Origin of the sequence: Wolbachia endosymbiont (group B) of Ischnura elegans (assembly GCF_947251585.1) — a bacterium.
In the GTDB taxonomy this organism is placed as follows: domain Bacteria; phylum Pseudomonadota; class Alphaproteobacteria; order Rickettsiales; family Anaplasmataceae; genus Wolbachia.
The window spans coordinates 1,963,406-1,982,874 of record NZ_OX366371.1; the positions used below are offsets into that span (position 1 = coordinate 1,963,406).

General features: G+C 35.4%; 16 protein-coding genes. 11 read left to right on the forward strand and 5 right to left on the reverse strand.

Features of this window, described 5'->3' with window-relative positions; genetic code table 11:
* The first annotated feature begins 158 nt into the window (after window positions 1–158).
* Window positions 159–1,895 carry a single-stranded-DNA-specific exonuclease RecJ gene (gene recJ, locus OPR58_RS10110; protein ID WP_265022611.1) on the forward strand — a complete coding sequence of 579 codons (1,737 nt, stop codon included), beginning with the start codon at window positions 159–161 and terminating at the stop codon, window positions 1,893–1,895.
* Window positions 1,896–1,913: 18 nt separating this feature from the next.
* Here recJ and OPR58_RS10115 read toward each other — a convergent pair whose 3' ends face one another.
* Window positions 1,914–3,086, reverse strand: a complete 1,173-nt coding sequence (locus OPR58_RS10115; protein ID WP_264685566.1) for an NADH-quinone oxidoreductase subunit D — start codon at window positions 3,084–3,086, stop codon at window positions 1,914–1,916.
* 264 nt (window positions 3,087–3,350) lie between these two features.
* Here OPR58_RS10115 and OPR58_RS10120 point away from each other — a divergent pair, with 264 nt between their 5' ends.
* The 9 genes from OPR58_RS10120 to tnpC (OPR58_RS10160) all read left to right on the forward strand — a co-directional run bounded on the left by OPR58_RS10120 (window position 3,351) and on the right by tnpC (OPR58_RS10160) (window position 14,312).
* Window positions 3,351–3,872, forward strand: a complete 522-nt coding sequence (locus OPR58_RS10120; protein ID WP_029237615.1) for a cytochrome b — start codon at window positions 3,351–3,353, stop codon at window positions 3,870–3,872.
* Window positions 3,873–3,877: 5 nt separating this feature from the next.
* Window positions 3,878–4,873 (forward strand): NAD(P)H-dependent flavin oxidoreductase, encoded by a 996-nt coding sequence (locus OPR58_RS10125; protein WP_264375037.1) that lies wholly within the window; start codon window positions 3,878–3,880, stop codon window positions 4,871–4,873.
* 145 nt (window positions 4,874–5,018) lie between these two features.
* Complete coding sequence (locus tag OPR58_RS10130; protein ID WP_265022612.1) at window positions 5,019–6,359, forward strand: DUF350 domain-containing protein; 1,341 nt, start codon at window positions 5,019–5,021, stop codon at window positions 6,357–6,359.
* A gap of 104 nt (window positions 6,360–6,463) precedes the next feature.
* Window positions 6,464–6,829, forward strand: a complete 366-nt coding sequence (locus tag OPR58_RS10135; protein ID WP_265022613.1) for a hypothetical protein — start codon at window positions 6,464–6,466, stop codon at window positions 6,827–6,829.
* A gap of 51 nt (window positions 6,830–6,880) precedes the next feature.
* Window positions 6,881–9,235 carry a VirB4 family type IV secretion/conjugal transfer ATPase gene (locus tag OPR58_RS10140; protein ID WP_265022614.1) on the forward strand — a complete coding sequence of 785 codons (2,355 nt, stop codon included), beginning with the start codon at window positions 6,881–6,883 and terminating at the stop codon, window positions 9,233–9,235.
* Window positions 9,216–12,080 (forward strand): hypothetical protein, encoded by a 2,865-nt coding sequence (locus tag OPR58_RS10145; RefSeq protein ID WP_265022615.1) that lies wholly within the window; start codon window positions 9,216–9,218, stop codon window positions 12,078–12,080. Before OPR58_RS10140 ends, OPR58_RS10145 begins: the two co-directional genes overlap by 20 nt.
* 175 nt (window positions 12,081–12,255) lie before the next feature.
* Window positions 12,256–12,504 (forward strand): DUF6444 domain-containing protein, encoded by a 249-nt coding sequence (locus OPR58_RS10150; RefSeq protein ID WP_265022268.1) that lies wholly within the window; start codon window positions 12,256–12,258, stop codon window positions 12,502–12,504.
* Window positions 12,504–12,680 (forward strand): IS66 family transposase zinc-finger binding domain-containing protein, encoded by a 177-nt coding sequence (locus OPR58_RS10155; protein WP_406846499.1) that lies wholly within the window; start codon window positions 12,504–12,506, stop codon window positions 12,678–12,680. Before OPR58_RS10150 ends, OPR58_RS10155 begins: the two co-directional genes overlap by 1 nt.
* A gap of 288 nt (window positions 12,681–12,968) precedes the next feature.
* A complete protein-coding gene (tnpC, locus tag OPR58_RS10160) occupies window positions 12,969–14,312 on the forward strand; it encodes an IS66 family transposase (RefSeq protein ID WP_265022247.1) in 1,344 nt (447 codons plus the stop codon).
* Here tnpC (OPR58_RS10160) and OPR58_RS10165 read toward each other — a convergent pair.
* Together OPR58_RS10165 and tnpC (OPR58_RS10170) are read right to left on the reverse strand one after the other, a co-directional pair.
* Window positions 14,309–15,262: an IS110 family RNA-guided transposase gene (locus OPR58_RS10165; RefSeq protein ID WP_265022616.1), complete on the reverse strand. Its 954-nt coding sequence runs from the start codon at window positions 15,260–15,262 to the stop codon at window positions 14,309–14,311. The genes tnpC (OPR58_RS10160) and OPR58_RS10165 overlap by 4 nt on opposite strands.
* 157 nt (window positions 15,263–15,419) lie before the next feature.
* Window positions 15,420–16,763, reverse strand: coding sequence for an IS66 family transposase (gene tnpC, locus OPR58_RS10170; protein WP_265022247.1), 1,344 nt, complete (start codon window positions 16,761–16,763; stop codon window positions 15,420–15,422).
* Between the two features lie 279 nt (window positions 16,764–17,042).
* On the opposite strand from tnpC (OPR58_RS10170), the gene tnpC (OPR58_RS10175) reads away from it, so the two are divergent.
* Window positions 17,043–17,981 (forward strand): IS66 family transposase, encoded by a 939-nt coding sequence (gene tnpC, locus OPR58_RS10175; protein WP_265023147.1) that lies wholly within the window; start codon window positions 17,043–17,045, stop codon window positions 17,979–17,981.
* Window positions 17,982–18,022: 41 nt separating this feature from the next.
* On the opposite strand, the gene ccmA is transcribed toward tnpC (OPR58_RS10175), so the two are convergent.
* Together ccmA and OPR58_RS10185 are read right to left on the reverse strand one after the other, a co-directional pair.
* Window positions 18,023–18,646 carry a heme ABC exporter ATP-binding protein CcmA gene (gene ccmA, locus OPR58_RS10180; RefSeq protein ID WP_064085635.1) on the reverse strand — a complete coding sequence of 208 codons (624 nt, stop codon included), beginning with the start codon at window positions 18,644–18,646 and terminating at the stop codon, window positions 18,023–18,025.
* 3 nt (window positions 18,647–18,649) lie between these two features.
* Complete coding sequence (locus OPR58_RS10185; RefSeq protein WP_264682413.1) at window positions 18,650–19,081, reverse strand: hypothetical protein; 432 nt, start codon at window positions 19,079–19,081, stop codon at window positions 18,650–18,652.
* Window positions 19,082–19,469: the final 388 nt, after the last annotated feature.

A 19,469-nucleotide genomic window follows, 5' to 3' on the forward strand; every position in this document is an offset into this window, starting at 1 on the left:
AGAAGAAGTATCAGATTTTACAGATGCTCTTTGTCAAAATAAATGTGATTCCTTTCGAGTGACACTCTCCTATATCTTTCTTTAGGTTATACAGAAGTCTAACACAATTATAGAACAAGCGTAAAAGTTCTGGTAAAGTAGTTTTATTTACAAAAAATATGCTACTTGATATTGAAAAACGCAGCATAACAAATGCACTGTGGAAGTTACAAGAAGCAGATCAAAGGGAGATTTTTACTCTTATACAGAGATTTGAGTTGCCAGAAATATTAGCAAGAATATTAGTTGCTCGTGGTGTTAACATAGAAAATGCACATGACTTCTTACACCCACTAATCAGATCGCTATTACCAGATCCCTTTCACCTCCTTGATATGGATAAAGCTGTTTCTCACATAATAAAAGCAATAAACAATAATGAGAATATTGCAATATTTGGTGATTACGATGTTGATGGTGCAACGTCATCAGCATTGATTAATAGGTACCTAAGAGCGATTGGAACACGCTCTATAATCTATATTCCAGATCGTGTTGATGAGGGCTATGGATTGAACACAGATGCTTTATTACAACTTAAAAAGAATGGTATTGATTTATGTATTTCTGTTGATTGCGGTACGCTTGCATATCAACCAATAGAAGATGCAAAAGTCTTTGGACTTGATATTATAGTTGTCGACCATCACCTTGGAACAGAAAAATTACCAAGTGCTGTAGCAGTTGTTAATCCCAACCGCCTTGATGAGAGCTCTCCTTATAATAACTTAGCAGCAGTTGGAGTGTCATTTCTGCTAATTGTTGCTCTTAACAGAATCCTACGTGAGCAAGGATTTTTTACCAACAAAAAAGAACCAGATTTATTTGATCTACTGGATTTGGTTGCTCTTGGAACTGTTTGCGATGTTATGCAGATTACAGGCCTAAATAGGGCTTTTGTTTTACAAGGATTAAAAGTTATGTCAGCAAGAAAAAATGTTGGCTTACGTGTTTTGTTTGACGCTTTGGGAATCCTTGAAAAACCAAGTGTTTCACGATTAGGGTTTAGTATTGGGCCATGTATAAATGCCGGAGGAAGAATTGGAGAAGCATCGCTCGGTGCAAGGTTGCTTTCCACCGATGATGATGATGCACATTCAATCGCGCTAAAACTAATAGATTTGAATAATGCAAGAAAAATGCTAGAAAATGAGGCTATTTTGGAAGCCACAACACAAGCGGAAAATTTTGCCCACTTAGGTGTAAATTTTATAATGGTAAGTGGTAATTGGCACCAGGGAATAATTGGTATCATTGCATCAAGACTAAAAGAGCAGTTTCACTTACCAACGATAGTGATATCTTTAAACAATGGAATAGGAAAAGCAAGCTGTAGGTCAATTTCTGGAGTAGATATTGGTGCTGCGGTTCTTTCTGCAAAATTTACCAACCTAATCATTGAAGGTGGTGGTCACAGTATGGCAGCAGGATTTTCGATTAAGGAAGATAAAATAAGTGATCTACATGATTTCTTTACTGAAAGATTTGCAAACTCCACAAACGACAAAATCATAAAAGCCGATGGCATAGTAACAGCTAAAGCAATAAACTTATCCCTGTGGAATCAATTGCAACGCTTAGAGCCATTTGGTGTTGGCAATCCTGAACCGAGATTCATCATTCAAGGAGCAAAGATAAGAAAGCCGGAAGTTATAGGAGTTGACCATATAAAATGTTTTATTGCTGACGATAATGTTATGGTAAAAGCTATTGCGTTTCGCTGTGCAAATACTGAGCTCGGCTCTGCTATTATGCAGGGTAATGTTAAAGCCATTTTGGGTAAAATCTCTATGAATTACTGGAATGGCAATGAATTTATACAATTTATGATAGAAGATGTCTTAACCATTAGTTAAGTTACTATTTTAAAATAATTACCTATCAATCTCACCAAAGACTATGTCGAGTGAACCGATAATTGCTGCAATGTCAGCAAGCATGTGTCCTTTTGCCATGAAATCTAAGGCCTGTAAATGTGCAAAGCCAGGTGCTCTTATTCGACATCTATAAGGTCTATTGGTACCATCTGAAACTATATATACTCCAAACTCGCCTTTTGGCGCTTCAACAGCCACATAAGCCTCACCTTCTGGCACATGATATCCTTCTGAGTAAAGCTTAAAATGATGAATCATAGCCTCCATAGATTCTTTCATTTCTGCTCTTGGCGGTGGAGAAATTTTTCTATCTTCAGTTTTTATTGGCCCTTTAGGAATTTTCTCTATGCATTGCTTCACCAAGCTAATAGATTGCCTAATCTCTGCCATTCTTACTAAATAACGGTCATAACAGTCACCATTTTGGCCGATAGGTATATCAAAATCTAACTGATCATATATCTCATATGGCTGGCTTTTTCGCAAGTCCCAAGCAAGTCCAGCAGCACGGAGCATTGGTCCACTAAAGCCCCAATCAAGCGCCTGTTTTATTGATATTTCACTAATTCCTACAGTGCGTTGCTTCCATATCCTATTTTCTGTTAGAAGCTCATCAACATCATCTATATACTTTGGAAATTGCTCTATAAATTTTGCAATATCTTCAATCAAACCTTCTGGGATATCTGCTGCAAGTCCACCTGGCCTTATATAAGCTGCGTGAAATCTTGCACCTGAGGCCCTTTCATAGAACTCGAGTATTTTTTCTCTCTCTTCAAAGAGCCATAAAAGAGGAGTCATCGCCCCAACATCAAGTGCTTGGGAAGAGATATTTAGTAAATGATTTAGTATTCTTGTCAGCTCACAAAATAGAACACGCAAATATTTTGCCCTAATCGGAACTTCGCACTGCAATAATTTCTCTACACATAACGAATATGCATGCTCTTGTGACATTGGTGACACATAATCAAGGCGGTCAAAGTAAGGCAGAGCTTGAAGATATGTTTTATGTTCTATTAACTTCTCAGTGCCGCGATGCAAAAGTCCAATGTGGGGATCTGCCCTCTCGATCACTTCACCATCCATCTCTAAAACAAGACGTAACACCCCGTGTGCAGCTGGGTGCTGAGGGCCAAAGTTTAGCATCATTGTCTTTAGATCAGGCATGCTTGGTAGCTTAAGGTATTGGAATTGTATAGGGTAAAATGTGCTTAAAGTCAATAGGCTTCTTGTACAAGCTATAACTCATCGTTACAATAGAAAAACTCTCAAAAACTTCACCACTTCTTCATGATCTGATAGACAATGTTTATGTGTCACATACAATTATTGCACTTATGTTGATCAAGGCAGCGAAATTATGTATAGATAATTTTGATTGAGAAATAGTTTTTCTACTATATAAATTCTACTTTAGAGTAATCAAAATTAATGAAAGACAATAAATATAGTTTAGGTTTAAGGATCATTCATTGGTTAATGTCTGCTTTTATTATTGGCATGCTTTGTTCTGGGCTGTACATGAAAAGTTTGCCGATTAGCAATGAAATTAAATTCAGCATATACGCTGTTCATAAGGCTTGTGGTATCACCGTTCTTGGATTAATTATAGTACGTATATTTTTTCGCGTCTTTACTTATGTTCCGCCATTACCAGCCAATTTTTCTCGATTTGTAATCAATGCGAGCAAAACGATACACTTTGGTTTATATGCTTTGATGGTGCTAATGCCACTATCTGGTTATGTCATGTCTTCTGCTTCTAGCAAAGAGATCAAATATTTTTTCCATATCCCTTTATTAATTAACCATAATGAAGATCTAGCTAGTGCAGCTAATCAGTTACACTCGATACTTGCATATTTTATGATACTCTTTATAGCCTTGCATATAATTGGTGCTTTAAAACACACATTTATAGATAAACAAAACATTTTTAAACGTATGATATAGGTTATATGTTAAGTAGCCTCTGGAAAAAAGGAACGAATTTTCTTGGTAGTGAATTTGCCATAATGGGTGGTGCTATGAGCTGGGTTTCAGAGAGAAATTTGGTTTCAGCAATCTCAAATGCTGGTGGATTTGGCGTGATTGCTTGCGGTGCAATGTTTCCAGACTTACTGAAAAAAGAAATCATAGAGACACAGAAATTAACTAACAAACCATTTGGTGTAAATCTAATTACTATGCACCCAAAGTTGAGTGAGTTGATAGATGTGTGCATTGAAACGAAAGTAAGCCATATAGTGCTTGCCGGTGGACTACCAACGAAGCCTAATATAGAAAAAATCAAGAGTGCGGGCATTGAAGTTATGTGTTTTGCACCAGCATTAAGCCTCGCGAAAAGGTTAGTAAAAATGGGAGTAGATGCGTTAATAATAGAAGGTATGGAAGCAGGAGGACATATCGGTCCTGTTAGCACTTCTGTTCTCGCACAAGAGATATTACCTCATTTTAAAAATGAGAAAACACCGGTGTTTGTTGCAGGTGGAATAGGAAGAGGCGAAATGATAGTTAACTACCTAGAAATGGGAGCAAGTGGCTGTCAAATAGGTACATTATTTGTCTGCACGAATGAGTCAATCGCTCACAAAAATTTTAAAGAAGTATTCATCAAATCAGCTGCGCGTAATGCTGTATCTTCTGTGCAGATTAGTGCTGATTTCCCTGTAATTCCAGTAAGGGCTATAGCTAACAAAGCAAGTGACGATTTTATGGAGCATCAAAGAGACATTATTGATAAATATCAAAATGGAGAAATCTCAAAAGAAGATGGGCAGCTTGAAATAGAAAAGTTCTGGGCTGGAGCTTTAAGAAGGGCAGTAATTGATGGAGATGTTGAAACAGGATCTTTAATGGCCGGTCAAAGTGTTGGCATGGTTGATAGAGAAAAGCCTGTAAAAGAAGTGATAGATATGTTAGTTCAACAGGCAAGCAATTATGTTGAAATGTAAAATCAGTAATCAGCAAAGAAAATAGTTAGCAAATTGCTATAATTATCCGCAATAAGGCATAACTGCCCAGTTTTAATGTAAAATTAACGCTAAAGAGGTATTCATACATTTTGTTATGTATGGAGAAATGTTATGCTAAGTCGTTTTGCAAAACATCAGAAGAGTGAAGATATTAATCAACAATTGTACAATGCTATATACAAAAAGGTCACAAAAAAAAACACATAATCATGAAAATCTAAAAAAGGGAGATGGAACTATCGCAAAATGCATAGAGTTGTTCAACAAAGGAGCTGATCCGAACATATTAATTAAATTAGAAAAATTACTGAGAGAGCAAGAAAAATATTATAATTATTACACCGAGAAATTTCTTCCAGAATTGGAAAAAGAAGTAATGGGATCAGAAGTCGGACTTCCAGTATTTAAGAATGAAATAGAACAATCACAAGGATCACCAACAAGAAGAGGGAAAACATTAAAAATAATTTCAGAGATTACTAAAAAGAGCAACAATAAAGATCATTCTAGTAGCACTATTCAAAATCAGAAAAGTCTTAGAAGTAATCAAGCAAATAGACAAAATAATACTATGGAACTATTTAACAAACAAATTCTTTCTGGTGAAGTTGAAATTCCCAAAAATTCAGGTATTAATCCTCTGGAAAAGGATTCTTTAGCTAAGGGTGTAAGTGGAAAAGGAACCCCTGGAATATATAATTCCTTGAGAAGTTCAGGTCGTTATGATGCTTCAACAATTCTTACATCAAAACAATCGCAAGCAAGAAAGAAGATCACACAATCACAATTGAATAGTCAATCTGATCTTTCGATTGATAGTAAAGATTTAAAAAATGAAAAGCCTAATATAACTGTGAATGCTGTAGAAGTGCCAAGTGGTGCAAATACTTCTAAACTCAGTAGTAGTAGTGATTTAGATAGTCGAATAAATTCATCTAGCTTGGCATCAAGTAGCAGAAGGAACAGCTTAACTTCAGTAACAAGCATTTCATCTGAGGAAAGTGTACACTTAAAATTAAACCCTGCTGAGGAAGATAATAGTTTGCAACTAGAAGATGAAGGAAAAACAAAATTAGCACATCCGAACAAAACAAGGCCCAAAGGCCCAAGCGGAAGAAGATCCCCTTCTAAACATTATAAGAAGACTGAAGAAGGGCCTCATTGTGTGATCTCAGTGACAGGCAGTAAGGTAAAAGATACAATGCAATCCAATAATTATGAAAATAATAGTAAAATCAAAAACAAAAATCTTCACGTCGCACTTGTAACAAGTTCTGCTCTCTTAGCAATAGGGTGCATTGTTGCAGGAGCAATGACATCAGGATTAGTAGGAGCAGGACTGTTTGTGGTGGCTGCAGTGTTTGCTACAGCAGCTGTTGCTGAATTTTGTTCAAATATTCTGTCAAGTAAATTGACATCCATTAGTGTGAGTCCTCTTGTTGATAATAAAGAGCTAACACGGTGATAAAAGTTAAATATGAGTTACTTATGGTGAGCAAGTGAATTCGGTTCTTGCCTATTGATGTAAAAATTGTTACATTTGAGGAGTATCTTAAAGGTATTTAGCTGATGCATATTCAATTGGGTAGAGTTTTTTCTATTGTAGCCCTGTTAAGTTTTATTTTCATGTCGTGTTCTAGCAAAGCAAGTGATGAATTGAAAAATATACCAGGAACGTTGAAAGAACTTATTTCTTCATTTTCAGTTAAAGATACTGTAGAAAATATGAGTCCCTCAACAATTATAGGTTTATGTATAGCTACAGTGATACTTGCAGTAGTGTTCAGAGGCCTAATTTTTTTCATGATAATATTTGGCGTACTGATCATGATGTTTGGAAGCACAGAAAAGGCAACAGATTACCTGAAAGAAAAATTCAACTTTGCAAAGGACATACAGTTACAATCCAATAACAAAAAAGAAGATAAGGATTAAGTAAGATAGATGATTCTTTATTATCTTTTTATTGAATATGCATGATATTGTATGCAACCAAAAGTACCAGCCACTAGCTCTAATTCTGAAAAAAAGAACAATTTAGCGTTACTAGAAAGTATTAATTTAGATTTTATCCCTTATGCTTGCCACTACGATGAAGAAACTATACTAACAAAACAGGGGGAATTATTAAAAATAATCAAATTAGAAGACTATTCTTCAGTTGATAACTATGGTGATCTTAGAACTGAAATTAGAAAAAGTATATCAAAAAATATCAAGAGTTTATATTTTAACGTTTGGATTCACACTGTCCGTAAGCGCAATAAACTGAGCTTACAGTGGAATAAAACTGCAGACTTTTCCGATCAGCTACACTCAACGTGGTTTAATAAACTAGTTGATAGTAAACTACAGTATATAAATGAATTGTACATTGTGGTGTTACTTAGTGATTTTGGCAAACATATTAATAATGCATTTTTTTTTGGCGGGATAAAGAATAGGCACAAGTTATTTTTACAAAAAAATCATCAAGAATTACAAAAAATAACTGACCTGATTCAAAAAGATTTAGAACCTTTTGGAGCTAAAAAACTGGGCCTTAGGTCTAGTGAAGGCAAAATATATTCTCAAATGATGGAATTTCTCCATTACATTATTACATTAACGCACAAAGATTATCCAATATGTGAAAGGGATCTATCGCAGCATGTGAAAAACCTAAAAGTAGCTTTCGGTTTCAATAAATTTCAAACATCGTTTGAAGGTCAACAGAAGTTTGGTTCTATTTTTTGCATAAAGGAATATCGAGAAATCCCCTTAGAAAATATAGATAGGTGTTTGCAACTTGACTCTGAGCTTATCATCACAGAAATAATAATATTTACTAGTAATAATAAAGCAGTAAAAGAATTCAAAAAACAAATTAATATACTGCAAATCAGTGAGGACAATACCTTACTTCAAAACTCAGGAATAAATGAAATAATAGAGCTTGAAAAAATTTCTGCTATGGATTTTTGTCAACAGAAAATTATTGTTACAATCTTTGCAGATGATAAGAATAGGTTAGCTAAAAATATCAGCGATTTATCCTCTGTAATGTCGTTAATCGGGTTGATGATGTTTAGAACTGATCTGCACATGGAAAATCATTTTTGGGCACAGCTTCCTGGAAACTTTGCTTTTGTTACACAACCAAAAAATATATTAGAAAAATATGCTTGCAGCTTTGCTATGTTGCATGATTTTACATCAGGTACGTTAAAAGGAGGAAGATGGAAAGAAGCAGTAACAGTTTTTTTTTCAAAAAAAGGCAGTCCTTACTTTTTTAACTTTCATGGAAAGAAAAATAATGGTCATACCACAATACTTGGAGCTCCAAATTCAGGTAGAACCTCACTGATCAATTTCTTACTTTCGGAATCAAGAAAATTTAACCCTAGGATTGTTATATTGGATAATACTGGAAAATCAATAATATTTACTAAAGCAGTAAGCGGCCAATATTACATAATTGATCCAAAATATAAAGATAAAAGTCTAAAATTCAACCCACTGAACATTGAAGATAGTGCTTCTAATCGCAATATGCTTGTTGAATTGATCAAAAGGATGGTTGCAGATGCAAGTTTGGTAGACGTAGAAGAAAAGACAAAAAAAATTGTAGATTCTATATTTGGTATATCAAGAGAATTGCGATCTATTTCTCAAATTTCTGAAGTGCTTTTACTTCTTGGGGGTAAAATAAGTAAATGGTGTGGTGATGGTGAATTTGCTTACTTATTCCAAGATGGTGATGAGTCAGACATTGACTGGGGAACAAAAACTATATCCCTCAATACTGCAAATCTCACTAAGCAAAAAGAATGTATGTCCGTGATACTTTACTATTTCTTATACTCTTTCGAAGCAAAATGTGATGGCTCACCTGCAATACTTGTTTTGGATGAAGCATGGGAGATAAGTAATATTTTTCCTACAGAGGGAGAGTTTGACGACTGGATGCAAAGAATGACAAAGTTAAATGTTGTAGTAATTCTAAGTACTGAAAACTTAAACCTAGCATTTGCTAGCAAGTTTACTCAATATTTAGATAAGCATGTCGATACGAGAATCCTGATGCCGAACATAAATGCAAACAGGTTATACATGAAAGCATTTTCTCTGTCGAAAGAGGAACTGAATGTCATTTTGCAAACACCAACACAGGAAGGTTTATTTTTGATAAAGCAATACAAAGGTTTAGTAACTTTAAATCTAGATTTGAAGAATATGAAAGAAATACATGTACTTTCAGCTAATAAAGAGACTATAAAGTATATGTATGAGGCGATGAAGGAAAAAGGCGAGAAAGTGAGTAAGTGGTTACCGGTGTTCTATGAAAAATGTAAAGCTTAATTTTTTATTGATATTCTCCTTGATATTTTGTCTTTCTTATCAAGGATATGCTGATTGTCCAACATTTGTAAAAAGTAATACTGAAATTGAAGCTACAGGAAGTAAAGCAGGAAAAGGCTTTTGGAAGATCATTAGCTTTGATTGGAGCAATATAGATTTTGACGAAAAATTATTGCAATTTATTAAAGTTACAGCAGTAAATAATCAGGGACCAGAAGGTTACTTCGATCCGAAAATTAAGGTCTGCGATTACGAAGGGAACGACAACTGTTATATATTATCCAGTGGAACATCCTGCCGCCAGATATATGGAACGCAGAGTATAGGAGCTGGAGTTTCTGCAGCAGCTTTTATCGATTGGGAAGGAGATAAAACAAAAGCTGGAGGAGAAATTGCTCAAGGTCTTGGATGGGAGTGGGCAGATGGTGTTACTGATGAAGAAAAAGTAAAATTTGCTAACGCCCCTAAAATATGCGCTTGTAGTCAAAAGGGGGCTTGTATGTCAGGAATTTCTGCATGGGGCTCTAGAGTATTTTCCGGGGAAAATATTTTTCGTCCTGGAGAGATGGAAAAAGTTTGTGATACATGCTATCAAACAAAAGTAAAGTGTGCCCCTGTGCAACTTGCACCTGGCCCACCTCCATTTTGTGAACAACTTGCGATGTCACCACCACAAGTTAGAATTGTTCCTATAACAAATGAAGAAAATGATTATTTCCATCCAAGAGTTGGAGTCATTATTGGTGAGCTGAAAGAAAGAAGAGAGCTACCTTTTCCACGCGTTATTTCAAGTAATAAAAACATTCAAAGTGCTACATACTCTATTCCAGATAAAGATACCCACCATCACTTTAAAACTTATAGAAAAAAAGGTCAGCTCTGCACTGAATATTATGGTACTGAGAGAGAAGAGTCCAAAAGAAAATTACAATTTCCTGCTCGCTGCTTCCCAGCGCCACCTGCTCCAAAGATTGAAGAAGTGAGCATACCAAAGCCTAATGAGGGTAAAGGCGAAAATACGCTAAAAGTAAAAATGAAGATGAGTGAGAACGTTTGTACTTATGACGCACGTGGAACTCACAGTAATGGCATCTGTACTTTTTATGTTAATAAAAATTCTCCTACATATGTTGTCCATCTACCTTTAAAAGTAGTAAAGCCAGCAATAGTGGCAAAAACAACTGATAGCAGTAACAGTAAAAGCGACATCGATAGCGTAATAGAAGGTATATTAAAAAATAATTCGCAATTTGAAGTTCTCAAAAAGTATGGATATGTTCCCGATATTGAAACAGAATGTAAAGAGCTTCAGAATGGTAAGTGCAAACTAGATGGCTCAGGATATCCAAAAGTAGAAATAAAATATAAAGAAAATTCTAAAAGTAAAATGCTCTGCCTTTCTGGGTGGCAACCAGAACCAGACGAGTTTGTTCTTAAAAAAGAAAGTAAGCTAATATCGCTAAAATCAATGGGGGCAAGATACAATAAATACAATACTGTTTATTCAAAGGAGTCTGATCAGCTTTATTATTTTCCCTGTAACGAAACAATTGAGGTTTTAGCAAAGCCACAAGATGCACTGAATGAAATAATATTTAATAAAAAAGGATATATTTCCATTCCTGCTGAAAATAAGTCTAGAGATAACTGCATGGCAAAAGAGGATAAAGAGGTAGATACAAAACAAAATTGTGACAAATGCAAAATAGTATATGAGTTAACAGATGGAAAGTATGAAGAAAAAAACTGTAATCACGGTGATGATGGTTGCCTCTGCTTTGATGGAGTATGTAGTCGCTCAACACAGTATGTAGATAAGAATGATAAACTATTTTACTTAAGATATGAAGAAGTGGATTGCAAGGATAAGGATGGTAAAACAGTAAAAAACGAGAAAGGTGAAATACAAAAGTGCACACAATTAAAAAATCAACCGATTAAAGCAAATAGAACAGAAGTCTTTTATGCTGATAAATTGTGTAGGTTCGATTTAGAGGGTTTAAAAAAGAGATTACGTGAAATAATAATAGCACAATTGAAACATAAGAAGCAGATTATTGAAAACAGGGATCAAAAACTTTATGAGCTTGGAGATGGCTATACAGATGATCTGTCAATGTATGATTACGTTGAAATAGAAGCATGGGGAGGTGGTGAAGCTGGTCATATAGCTGATAAAGCTCAGTCTACTGTAAGTAGACTAGGAATGCCAGGTGATTACATTAAAGCTAAACTAAAAATCAACCCCAATTATCACTATATTAAAGTAAAAGTGACAGAAGGAGGTGGTGGACAAGAAGATGATGAATCTAACAAGGATGGGGGACCAACTTTAATAAAAATGTGCAGAGACTCTTCAGAAACAATTTGTAAAGATTTAATTACTGTTGCAGGCGGAGGTACATACAGAACCTATGGGGGAAAGAATTACAAAGATACAATAATTCATGAGCAAAATTTAAAGCTAGAAGAAGAAGTTGTAAAAGGAGATAAGTTAGACTCTAGAGAGGATAATGAAATAGCATACATAAGGAATGGTAAGATTGAGTATGAAAATGTACCAGAATGTAGTAAAAGCTACACTAATATAATATATGGTGCTGGCGGTTGCATCAACGAAAGCAGCAAAAATTATAGCAAGGGCGCTCCTGGTTATGTGAAAATTAAACCTATATTTGAGGAAATTAATGAAAAAAGAGTAAAAAAAATAGATGATGCTATTGAAAAAATGATACAAAATCCAGATGACATCACAGGTATTGATGATTCCTTAATAAATAAACTTGATAAAAAGATTATTGATACAATTAAAGAAGAAATTAGAAAAGAATTGTTAGGTCTATAGTCAAAGAACCCTGATGGTTGCAAATGGGGTAAAGTTGAATTTACATCACTGAGAGTATCTGTTCAGGTGCATGTCAAACCAGTGTTTCTTTTCGTAACCGTTCACGGAGATAAGGTGGTTTACAAAGTAAGTATAAAAGTGTAAAGAGATAGGAAGCTAAATATGGAATGGGTAAATGACAACAGTGCTGCAAGAAAAGGTTGTAGCAGAAAACGCTAATCTCAAGGAAGAAATAAAAGCACTGATCAGAGAAAATGATAGCTTGAAAGCAAAAATAGTTGAATTAGAAGACAAATTGGGCTTAAATTCGCAAAATTCTCATCGCTGCCACCATCACGAGATATATATCGTAAGAAAGCAAAAAAGAAAAGTGATAAAAAACCAGGAGGTCAGCCAGGACATAAGGTGCATAAGCGTGAATTAATGGCTGCAGACGAGGTAGTGAGATGCACAATTGATACAATTTGTATGTGTGGAGGTAAGATTACTTTAGAAGATGAAATTATTCATCAGAAGGCAGAGTTGCCAGAAATTAAGCCAATTGTAACTGAGTACAGGTTGCAAAGAGGACATTGTAGCAGTTGTGTTAAAAGTCAATAGAAAAATTGATGTAGCTGTGAATAAGTACTTAAAATTTGTGTGGGCGTACTTATTCACAGCTATGCTATTGCTATATAGAAGCAGTTTTAGGGCTATACTCCTCAGTAAACAGTCTACCGGTAACCGTTCACGCAATGGCGTCAACTTAAGAGCCTTCATTAGCAGACTCTCCTAAAGACATGATGGCGTTTAGGCTTATCAACTTTGTCCATTCACGGTATAAGAAAGTAGTTTACAAAAATTGCATAATTAGTATAAAAAACAATAAACTAGATAGATGAGGGGTTGATGATAGAGGTGCTACAAGAAAAGATTGTGGTATTGGAGTCAGAAGTTGGTACTCTGAAAGCAGAGAATGATAAGTTAAGGACAAAAATAATTGAGCTAGAGGATAAGCTGGGTTTAAATTCAAAAAATTCATCGCTGCCACCATCGCAAGATGTATATCGCAAAAAGACAAAAAAGAAGAGCGATAAAAAACCAGGCGGGCAGCCAGGACATGAAGCGCACAAGCGGGAATTGATGGTAGCAGATGAGGTGGTAAAATGTTCAATTGATACAATTTGCATGTGTGGAAGCCAAGTTATTTTAGAAGAAGAAACTGTGCATCAAAAGGTTGAATTGCCAAAAATTAAACCGATAGTGACTGAATATAGGCTACAAAAAGGCTACTGTAAGGCGTGTAAGAAAAGGATCTCAGCTAGTCTGCCTGAAGGTGTGACAAGGGATCTTTTAGGAGCTAATGCAAAAGCAGTAATTAGCAGTTTTAGTGGATTTTTTATCAATTCAAAAAGGGAAGTACAGCAAATTTTGAGCAGCATATTTAATCTGAATATAAGCCTAGGTTTGGTATCAAAGACCGAGGGTAGAGTATCAGAAAAATGTATATCTGAATACGAAAAAATAAGAGAAGAGCTACGGAAAAGCAAGTATTTACATATAGATGAAACAAGCCATAGGAACCAGGGAAAGAAAGGTTGGAGTTGGGTAGTAACGAATAAAACAGCAACACTTATGAAGTTAGTTGGATCTCGCGGAAAGAAGATATTAAAAGGGCTATTGCCAGAGTATGATGGAATAGTTATAAGCGATAGGTATGCTGCGTATAATTACTTTAATCGTGAAAACAGACAGATATGCTGGGCCCATTTAGCAAGGGACTTTGAAAGGTTTTTTTACAGTAAAAATGTTGAAGTGAGCAGAATTGGCGCAGCATTAAAATCGCTGAGCAACAGGGTATTTGTGGTAGATAGAGCACGTAAACAAAACCTGATAGACAATTTAAGATTTTTCCGGTTAATGAGGAAGATTCGAAAAAGGGTGAAACATTTTTTGCGAGAGATAACAAGGGTTGCAAAAGGAACTCAGGCCTCGAGAATGGCTGCCAATATACTACGTTCTGAAGATATGATGTGGAGATTCGTGCGCAATCCTGATCTGATCGAGACAACCAATAACCTTGCAGAACGTCAGGCTAGACGGTACGTCATTTATCGTAAAAATAGTTTTTTCACTTGGTCAGAACGTGGAGAAAAGTTCATTGAAAGAATGCTTTCGATATTTTTGACTGCACGTTTGAATGATCAGAATCCTGTCCAGAAACTACAGAATTTAGTCGCTATTCCTGCCTAATTGGGAATATTCCGTGAACGGTTACGTCTACCGTCTCTTACTAAAGAGTTAGCAAGGATAAGTAATTTTCTCATTGCAGCAGTAGAGGTAACTTTATATGGTTTTTTATATTGATTGTATAGCCTATCAAAGAAGATTTTTATATAAGAATTGTACCTTTGCGCACTAAGAATGCACATATGTAAAACCTTTCTAATTTGTGATCTACCACCCTGAATACACCTTTTTCCCTTACTAAAACCACTATCTCGATTAAAAGGTGCAACTCCGGAAAGGCTGGATATTTCTTTATGTTGGAGAGTTCCAAGCTCGGGTAGATAACAAATAAAAGTAATAGCTGTTATTGCACCTACACCAGGTATACTAGTTATTGACATGTACTTTTTTTTAAGCTCTTGATTTTTATCGACTAATTCCATTACCTCATCTTCTAAGACTTGAATTTGATTTTGTAAAACTGCAAGTAGCTCTTCCATTTGTTTGATTATAGATAAATCGGTTACTTGATGAGCTTGGGTTTTTTGTATTTTTGCTATTTCTACTAGTTGATTCCTGCGAGATAATTTTTGCTTCAAACAGTCAATACTACTAACTTTTAAAGGAGTGACACGCATGTCTGTATTACTAACATAACGTGAGATGATGCTACAGTCTATTTTATCAGTTTTAGTAGCAATACCAAGGCTTTTTGCATAATCTCTCACCCATCTTGGTTGAATGACATATACTTCAAAACCATGGCTTAATAAAGTATAAGCACATAATTTTTCGTACCCACCAGTTGCTTCAAGTCGAACTTTGGTTACGTTATGTAAACGCAAAAAGTCGATTATTTGATCAATAGCTTGAACGTTATTTTCAAATACTTTATGATGTCCAAGTGGATGAATATGGATATCTAGTTTATTTTTGCTAATATCAATGCCAGTAATAATATTTGATAAATTCATAATCCCTCCATAAATAATGTGTATACTGCATTTTCCACCCTTATATACGAGCCTAAAAGCTCAACCAGTTGTTCGGAACTTTCAGTATAATAAACCAGAGAGGAGAACCTTGCTGCAAAACGGTCCTTATGAGTAACCGTTCACGGAATATTCCCAATTAGGCAGGAATAGCGACTAAATTCTGTAGTTTCTGGACAGGATTCTGATCATTCAAACGTGCAGTCAAAAATATCGAAAGCATTCTTTCAATGAACTTTTCTCCACGTTCTGACCAAGTGAAAAAACTATTTTTACGATAAATGACGTACCGTCTAGCCTGACGTTCTGCAAGGTTATTGGTTGTCTCGATCAGATCAGGATTGCGCACGAATCTCCACATCATATCTTCAGAACGTAGTATATTGGCAGCCATTCTCGAGGCCTGAGTTCCTTTTGCAACCCTTGTTATCTCTCGCAAAAAATGTTTCACCCTTTTTCGAATCTTCCTCATTAACCGGAAAAATCTTAAATTGTCTATCAGGTTTTGTTTACGTGCTCTATCTACCACAAATACCCTGTTGCTCAGCGATTTTAATGCTGCGCCAATTCTGCTCACTTCAACATTTTTACTGTAAAAAAACCTTTCAAAGTCCCTTGCTAAATGGGCCCAGCATATCTGTCTGTTTTCACGATTAAAGTAATTATACGCAGCATACCTATCGCTTATAACTATTCCATCATACTCTGGCAATAGCCCTTTTAATATCTTCTTTCCGCGAGATCCAACTAACTTCATAAGTGTTGCTGTTTTATTCGTTACTACCCAACTCCAACCTTTCTTTCCCTGGTTCCTATGGCTTGTTTCATCTATATGTAAATACTTGCTTTTCCGTAGCTCTTCTCTTATTTTTTCGTATTCAGATATACATTTTTCTGATACTCTACCCTCGGTCTTTGATACCAAACCTAGGCTTATATTCAGATTAAATATGCTGCTCAAAATTTGCTGTACTTCCCTTTTTGAATTGATAAAAAATCCACTAAAACTGCTAATTACTGCTTTTGCATTAGCTCCTAAAAGATCCCTTGTCACACCTTCAGGCAGACTAGCTGAGATCCTTTTCTTACACGCCTTACAGTAGCCTTTTTGTAGCCTATATTCAGTCACTATCGGTTTAATTTTTGGCAATTCAACCTTTTGATGCACAGTTTCTTCTTCTAAAATAACTTGGCTTCCACACATGCAAATTGTATCAATTGAACATTTTACCACCTCATCTGCTACCATCAATTCCCGCTTGTGCGCTTCATGTCCTGGCTGCCCGCCTGGTTTTTTATCGCTCTTCTTTTTTGTCTTTTTGCGATATACATCTTGCGATGGTGGCAGCGATGAATTTTTTGAATTTAAACCCAGCTTATCCTCTAGCTCAATTATTTTTGTCCTTAACTTATCATTCTCTGCTTTCAGAGTACCAACTTCTGACTCCAATACCACAATCTTTTCTTGTAGCACCTCTATCATCAACCCCTCATCTATCTAGTTTATTGTTTTTTATACTAATTATGCAATTTTTGTAAACTACTTTCTTATACCGTGAATGGACAAAGTTGATAAGCCTAAACGCCATCATGTCTTTAGGAGAGTCTGCTAATGAAGGCTCTTAAGTTGACGCCATTGCGTGAACGGTTACCCTTATGACCAAGAGTATGTACGGTTCCTCCTCTCTGCGTGTCTTTATACCGCCATTTCGTGACATTTATAAAGACTTGTTTTTAACATATAAGAGTATGTAATAAAAGAATTACAGCAAATTTACCCGAAGGTGTTGCAAGAGATTTTCTAGGACCCAATGCTAAAACAGTTATAAGCAGCCTTAGCGGCTTTTTTATTAACTCAAAAAGAGAGGTACAGCAAATTTTGGGCAGTATTTTTAATCTAAATATAAGCCTTGGTTTAGTCTCAAATACTGAACGCAGGGTATCGAAGAAGTGTGCATCTGAATATGAGAAAATGAAGGAAGAGTTGCAAGGAAGCGAGTATTTGCATATAGACGAAACAGGGCACAGAAATCAAGGAAAGAGAGGCTGGAGTTGGGTAATAACAAACAAAGCGTTGACACTTCTGAAGGTAAGCGAGTCTCGTGGTAAGAAGGTGTTGAAGAGTTTACTGCCAGAATATGATGGTATAGTTGTGAGCGATAGATACGCTGTATACAATTACTTCAATCGTGAAAATAGACAGATATGTTGGGCACATCTGGCAAGAGATTTTGAGAGATTTGCCCATAGTAAAAATGTTGAAGTGAGCAAAATTGGCCAAGCACTAAAATCGCTCAGCAATAAGGTGTTTGTAGTAGATAAGGCAAAAAAACAAAATTTGATAGATAATTTGAGATTTTATCGACTGGTGCGAAAAATTCGGAAAAGGGTAAAACATTTTTTACGTAAAATGACGAGGGTTGCAAATAGCACTCAAGCTTCAAGAATGGCCGCTAAGATGTTACGATCTGAGGATATGATGTGGAAGTTTTTAAGAAAACCTGAAGTGATAGAAACAACTAATAACCTTGCAGAACGGCAAATTAGACGGTACGTAATTTATCGTAAAAACAGCTTTTTCACCTGGTCAGAACGTGGAGAAAGATTCGTGGAAAGAATGTTGTCGATATTTTTGACATCACGTCTAAATGGCCAGAACCCCTTTCAAAAGCTACAGAATCTAGTAGCTGTCACTGCTTAGTTCTTTAATTCATTCTCACAATCCGTGAACGGTTACAAAAATTATACAAGAGGTCTGTTAAAATCACGTATGTCGATTGTCTTGAAGTCACACAATTGTTCTGTAGAGCTATGTCCTGTAATAATTACTGTACCGTTCTGCTCAGAGCGTATTGAGATTAGGTTCAATACTAATTCACATGTTGTGCTATCAAGATTACAGAATGGTTCATCTATCAGCCAAATGTTTGCATTAGAAATTAAAAGGCGAGCAAGCGCAACTCTTCTTTTCCAGCCTGCAGAAAGTTCACCATATCTAATGTTAAACACAGGCTGCAACTCTAAACAATAAGCAGCTGCCATAACTGATTCTCTAGTGTTCCGTATTCTTGCCCAGAATTCTATGTTTTCACCAATTGTTAAACTATCTTTACAGGCGTTTTTATGTCCTACGTAAACCATGGAAGATATAAAGGATTTTGGATCATCATATATGTCTTTTCCGCAGTATCTTATATTGCCTGATACTGGTGGTAAGAGTCCAGATAAACTTCTGATTAAGCTGGTTTTGCCGCTACCATTTGGACCAGTGATTAAGATTTTTGATTTTGGCTCAGCTTTAAAATTGAGGTTTTTAAATAATACTTTGTTATTACGAGCACAGGATAGATTTTTACATTCAAGCATGGATTATCTGCCTTTTCCTTTATATTTACCCTTAGTTGAAGACTGAGCTTTTATAAATAGCTCCCAAAATCCTTTCTTATCACCTTCTCTGTTTATCAATTGTGCAAAATGTTTCATTAAACTATTACCCATCATAACCATCTTTGTCCATTTACCTAACGGTTTTGCTATATCAACTATTTCTAGATCTTCTTTGTAAACTTGCATATTCTTTTGTTTCTCCCTTAGCATTTCCTGTTGTTTCATCAACTCTTTTTGCTTATTTTTTTGATACAATTCATTAAATCTTCTATTTTCTTCCCACTCTTCTTTGAGAACTTTTAGAGGAAATATAATTTTTCTAATATGATTTTTGTATATTTTTCTCAAAAAGAGAAATACTGCAATTATAGTAAGTAATATCGTGCTATATGTAATGATTTGTCCGAACGGCATTTTTATACTCAGCTTATTGACAAGCGGTATTTACAATTATACCATAACTATAGAAATTTTACAATTTTTTTCTGGATAAAGATAGTAGACTAAAAATTTCTAAAGGACAAAAGCAACGTATTTACGTACAGGCTATCAACTACTACACTCAAAACTGACAAGTGATTAATCATTGGAGAGTAGAGGAATCACGGCTCTCTAATGAATAAAGATGGACTGTGTCAAGCTGGTGAGTAAGGTGGAAATTGAAAGAAAATCTAATTGTTGGTTATCATGCTAGATCTACAATATAAGTTATAAAATTTTTAATCATTTTGGCTTATAATAATTTCTGAGTTAACCTTAGATTTCCTGAGCTGTGGTTTCTTTTACCCATGTTGAATTCCTA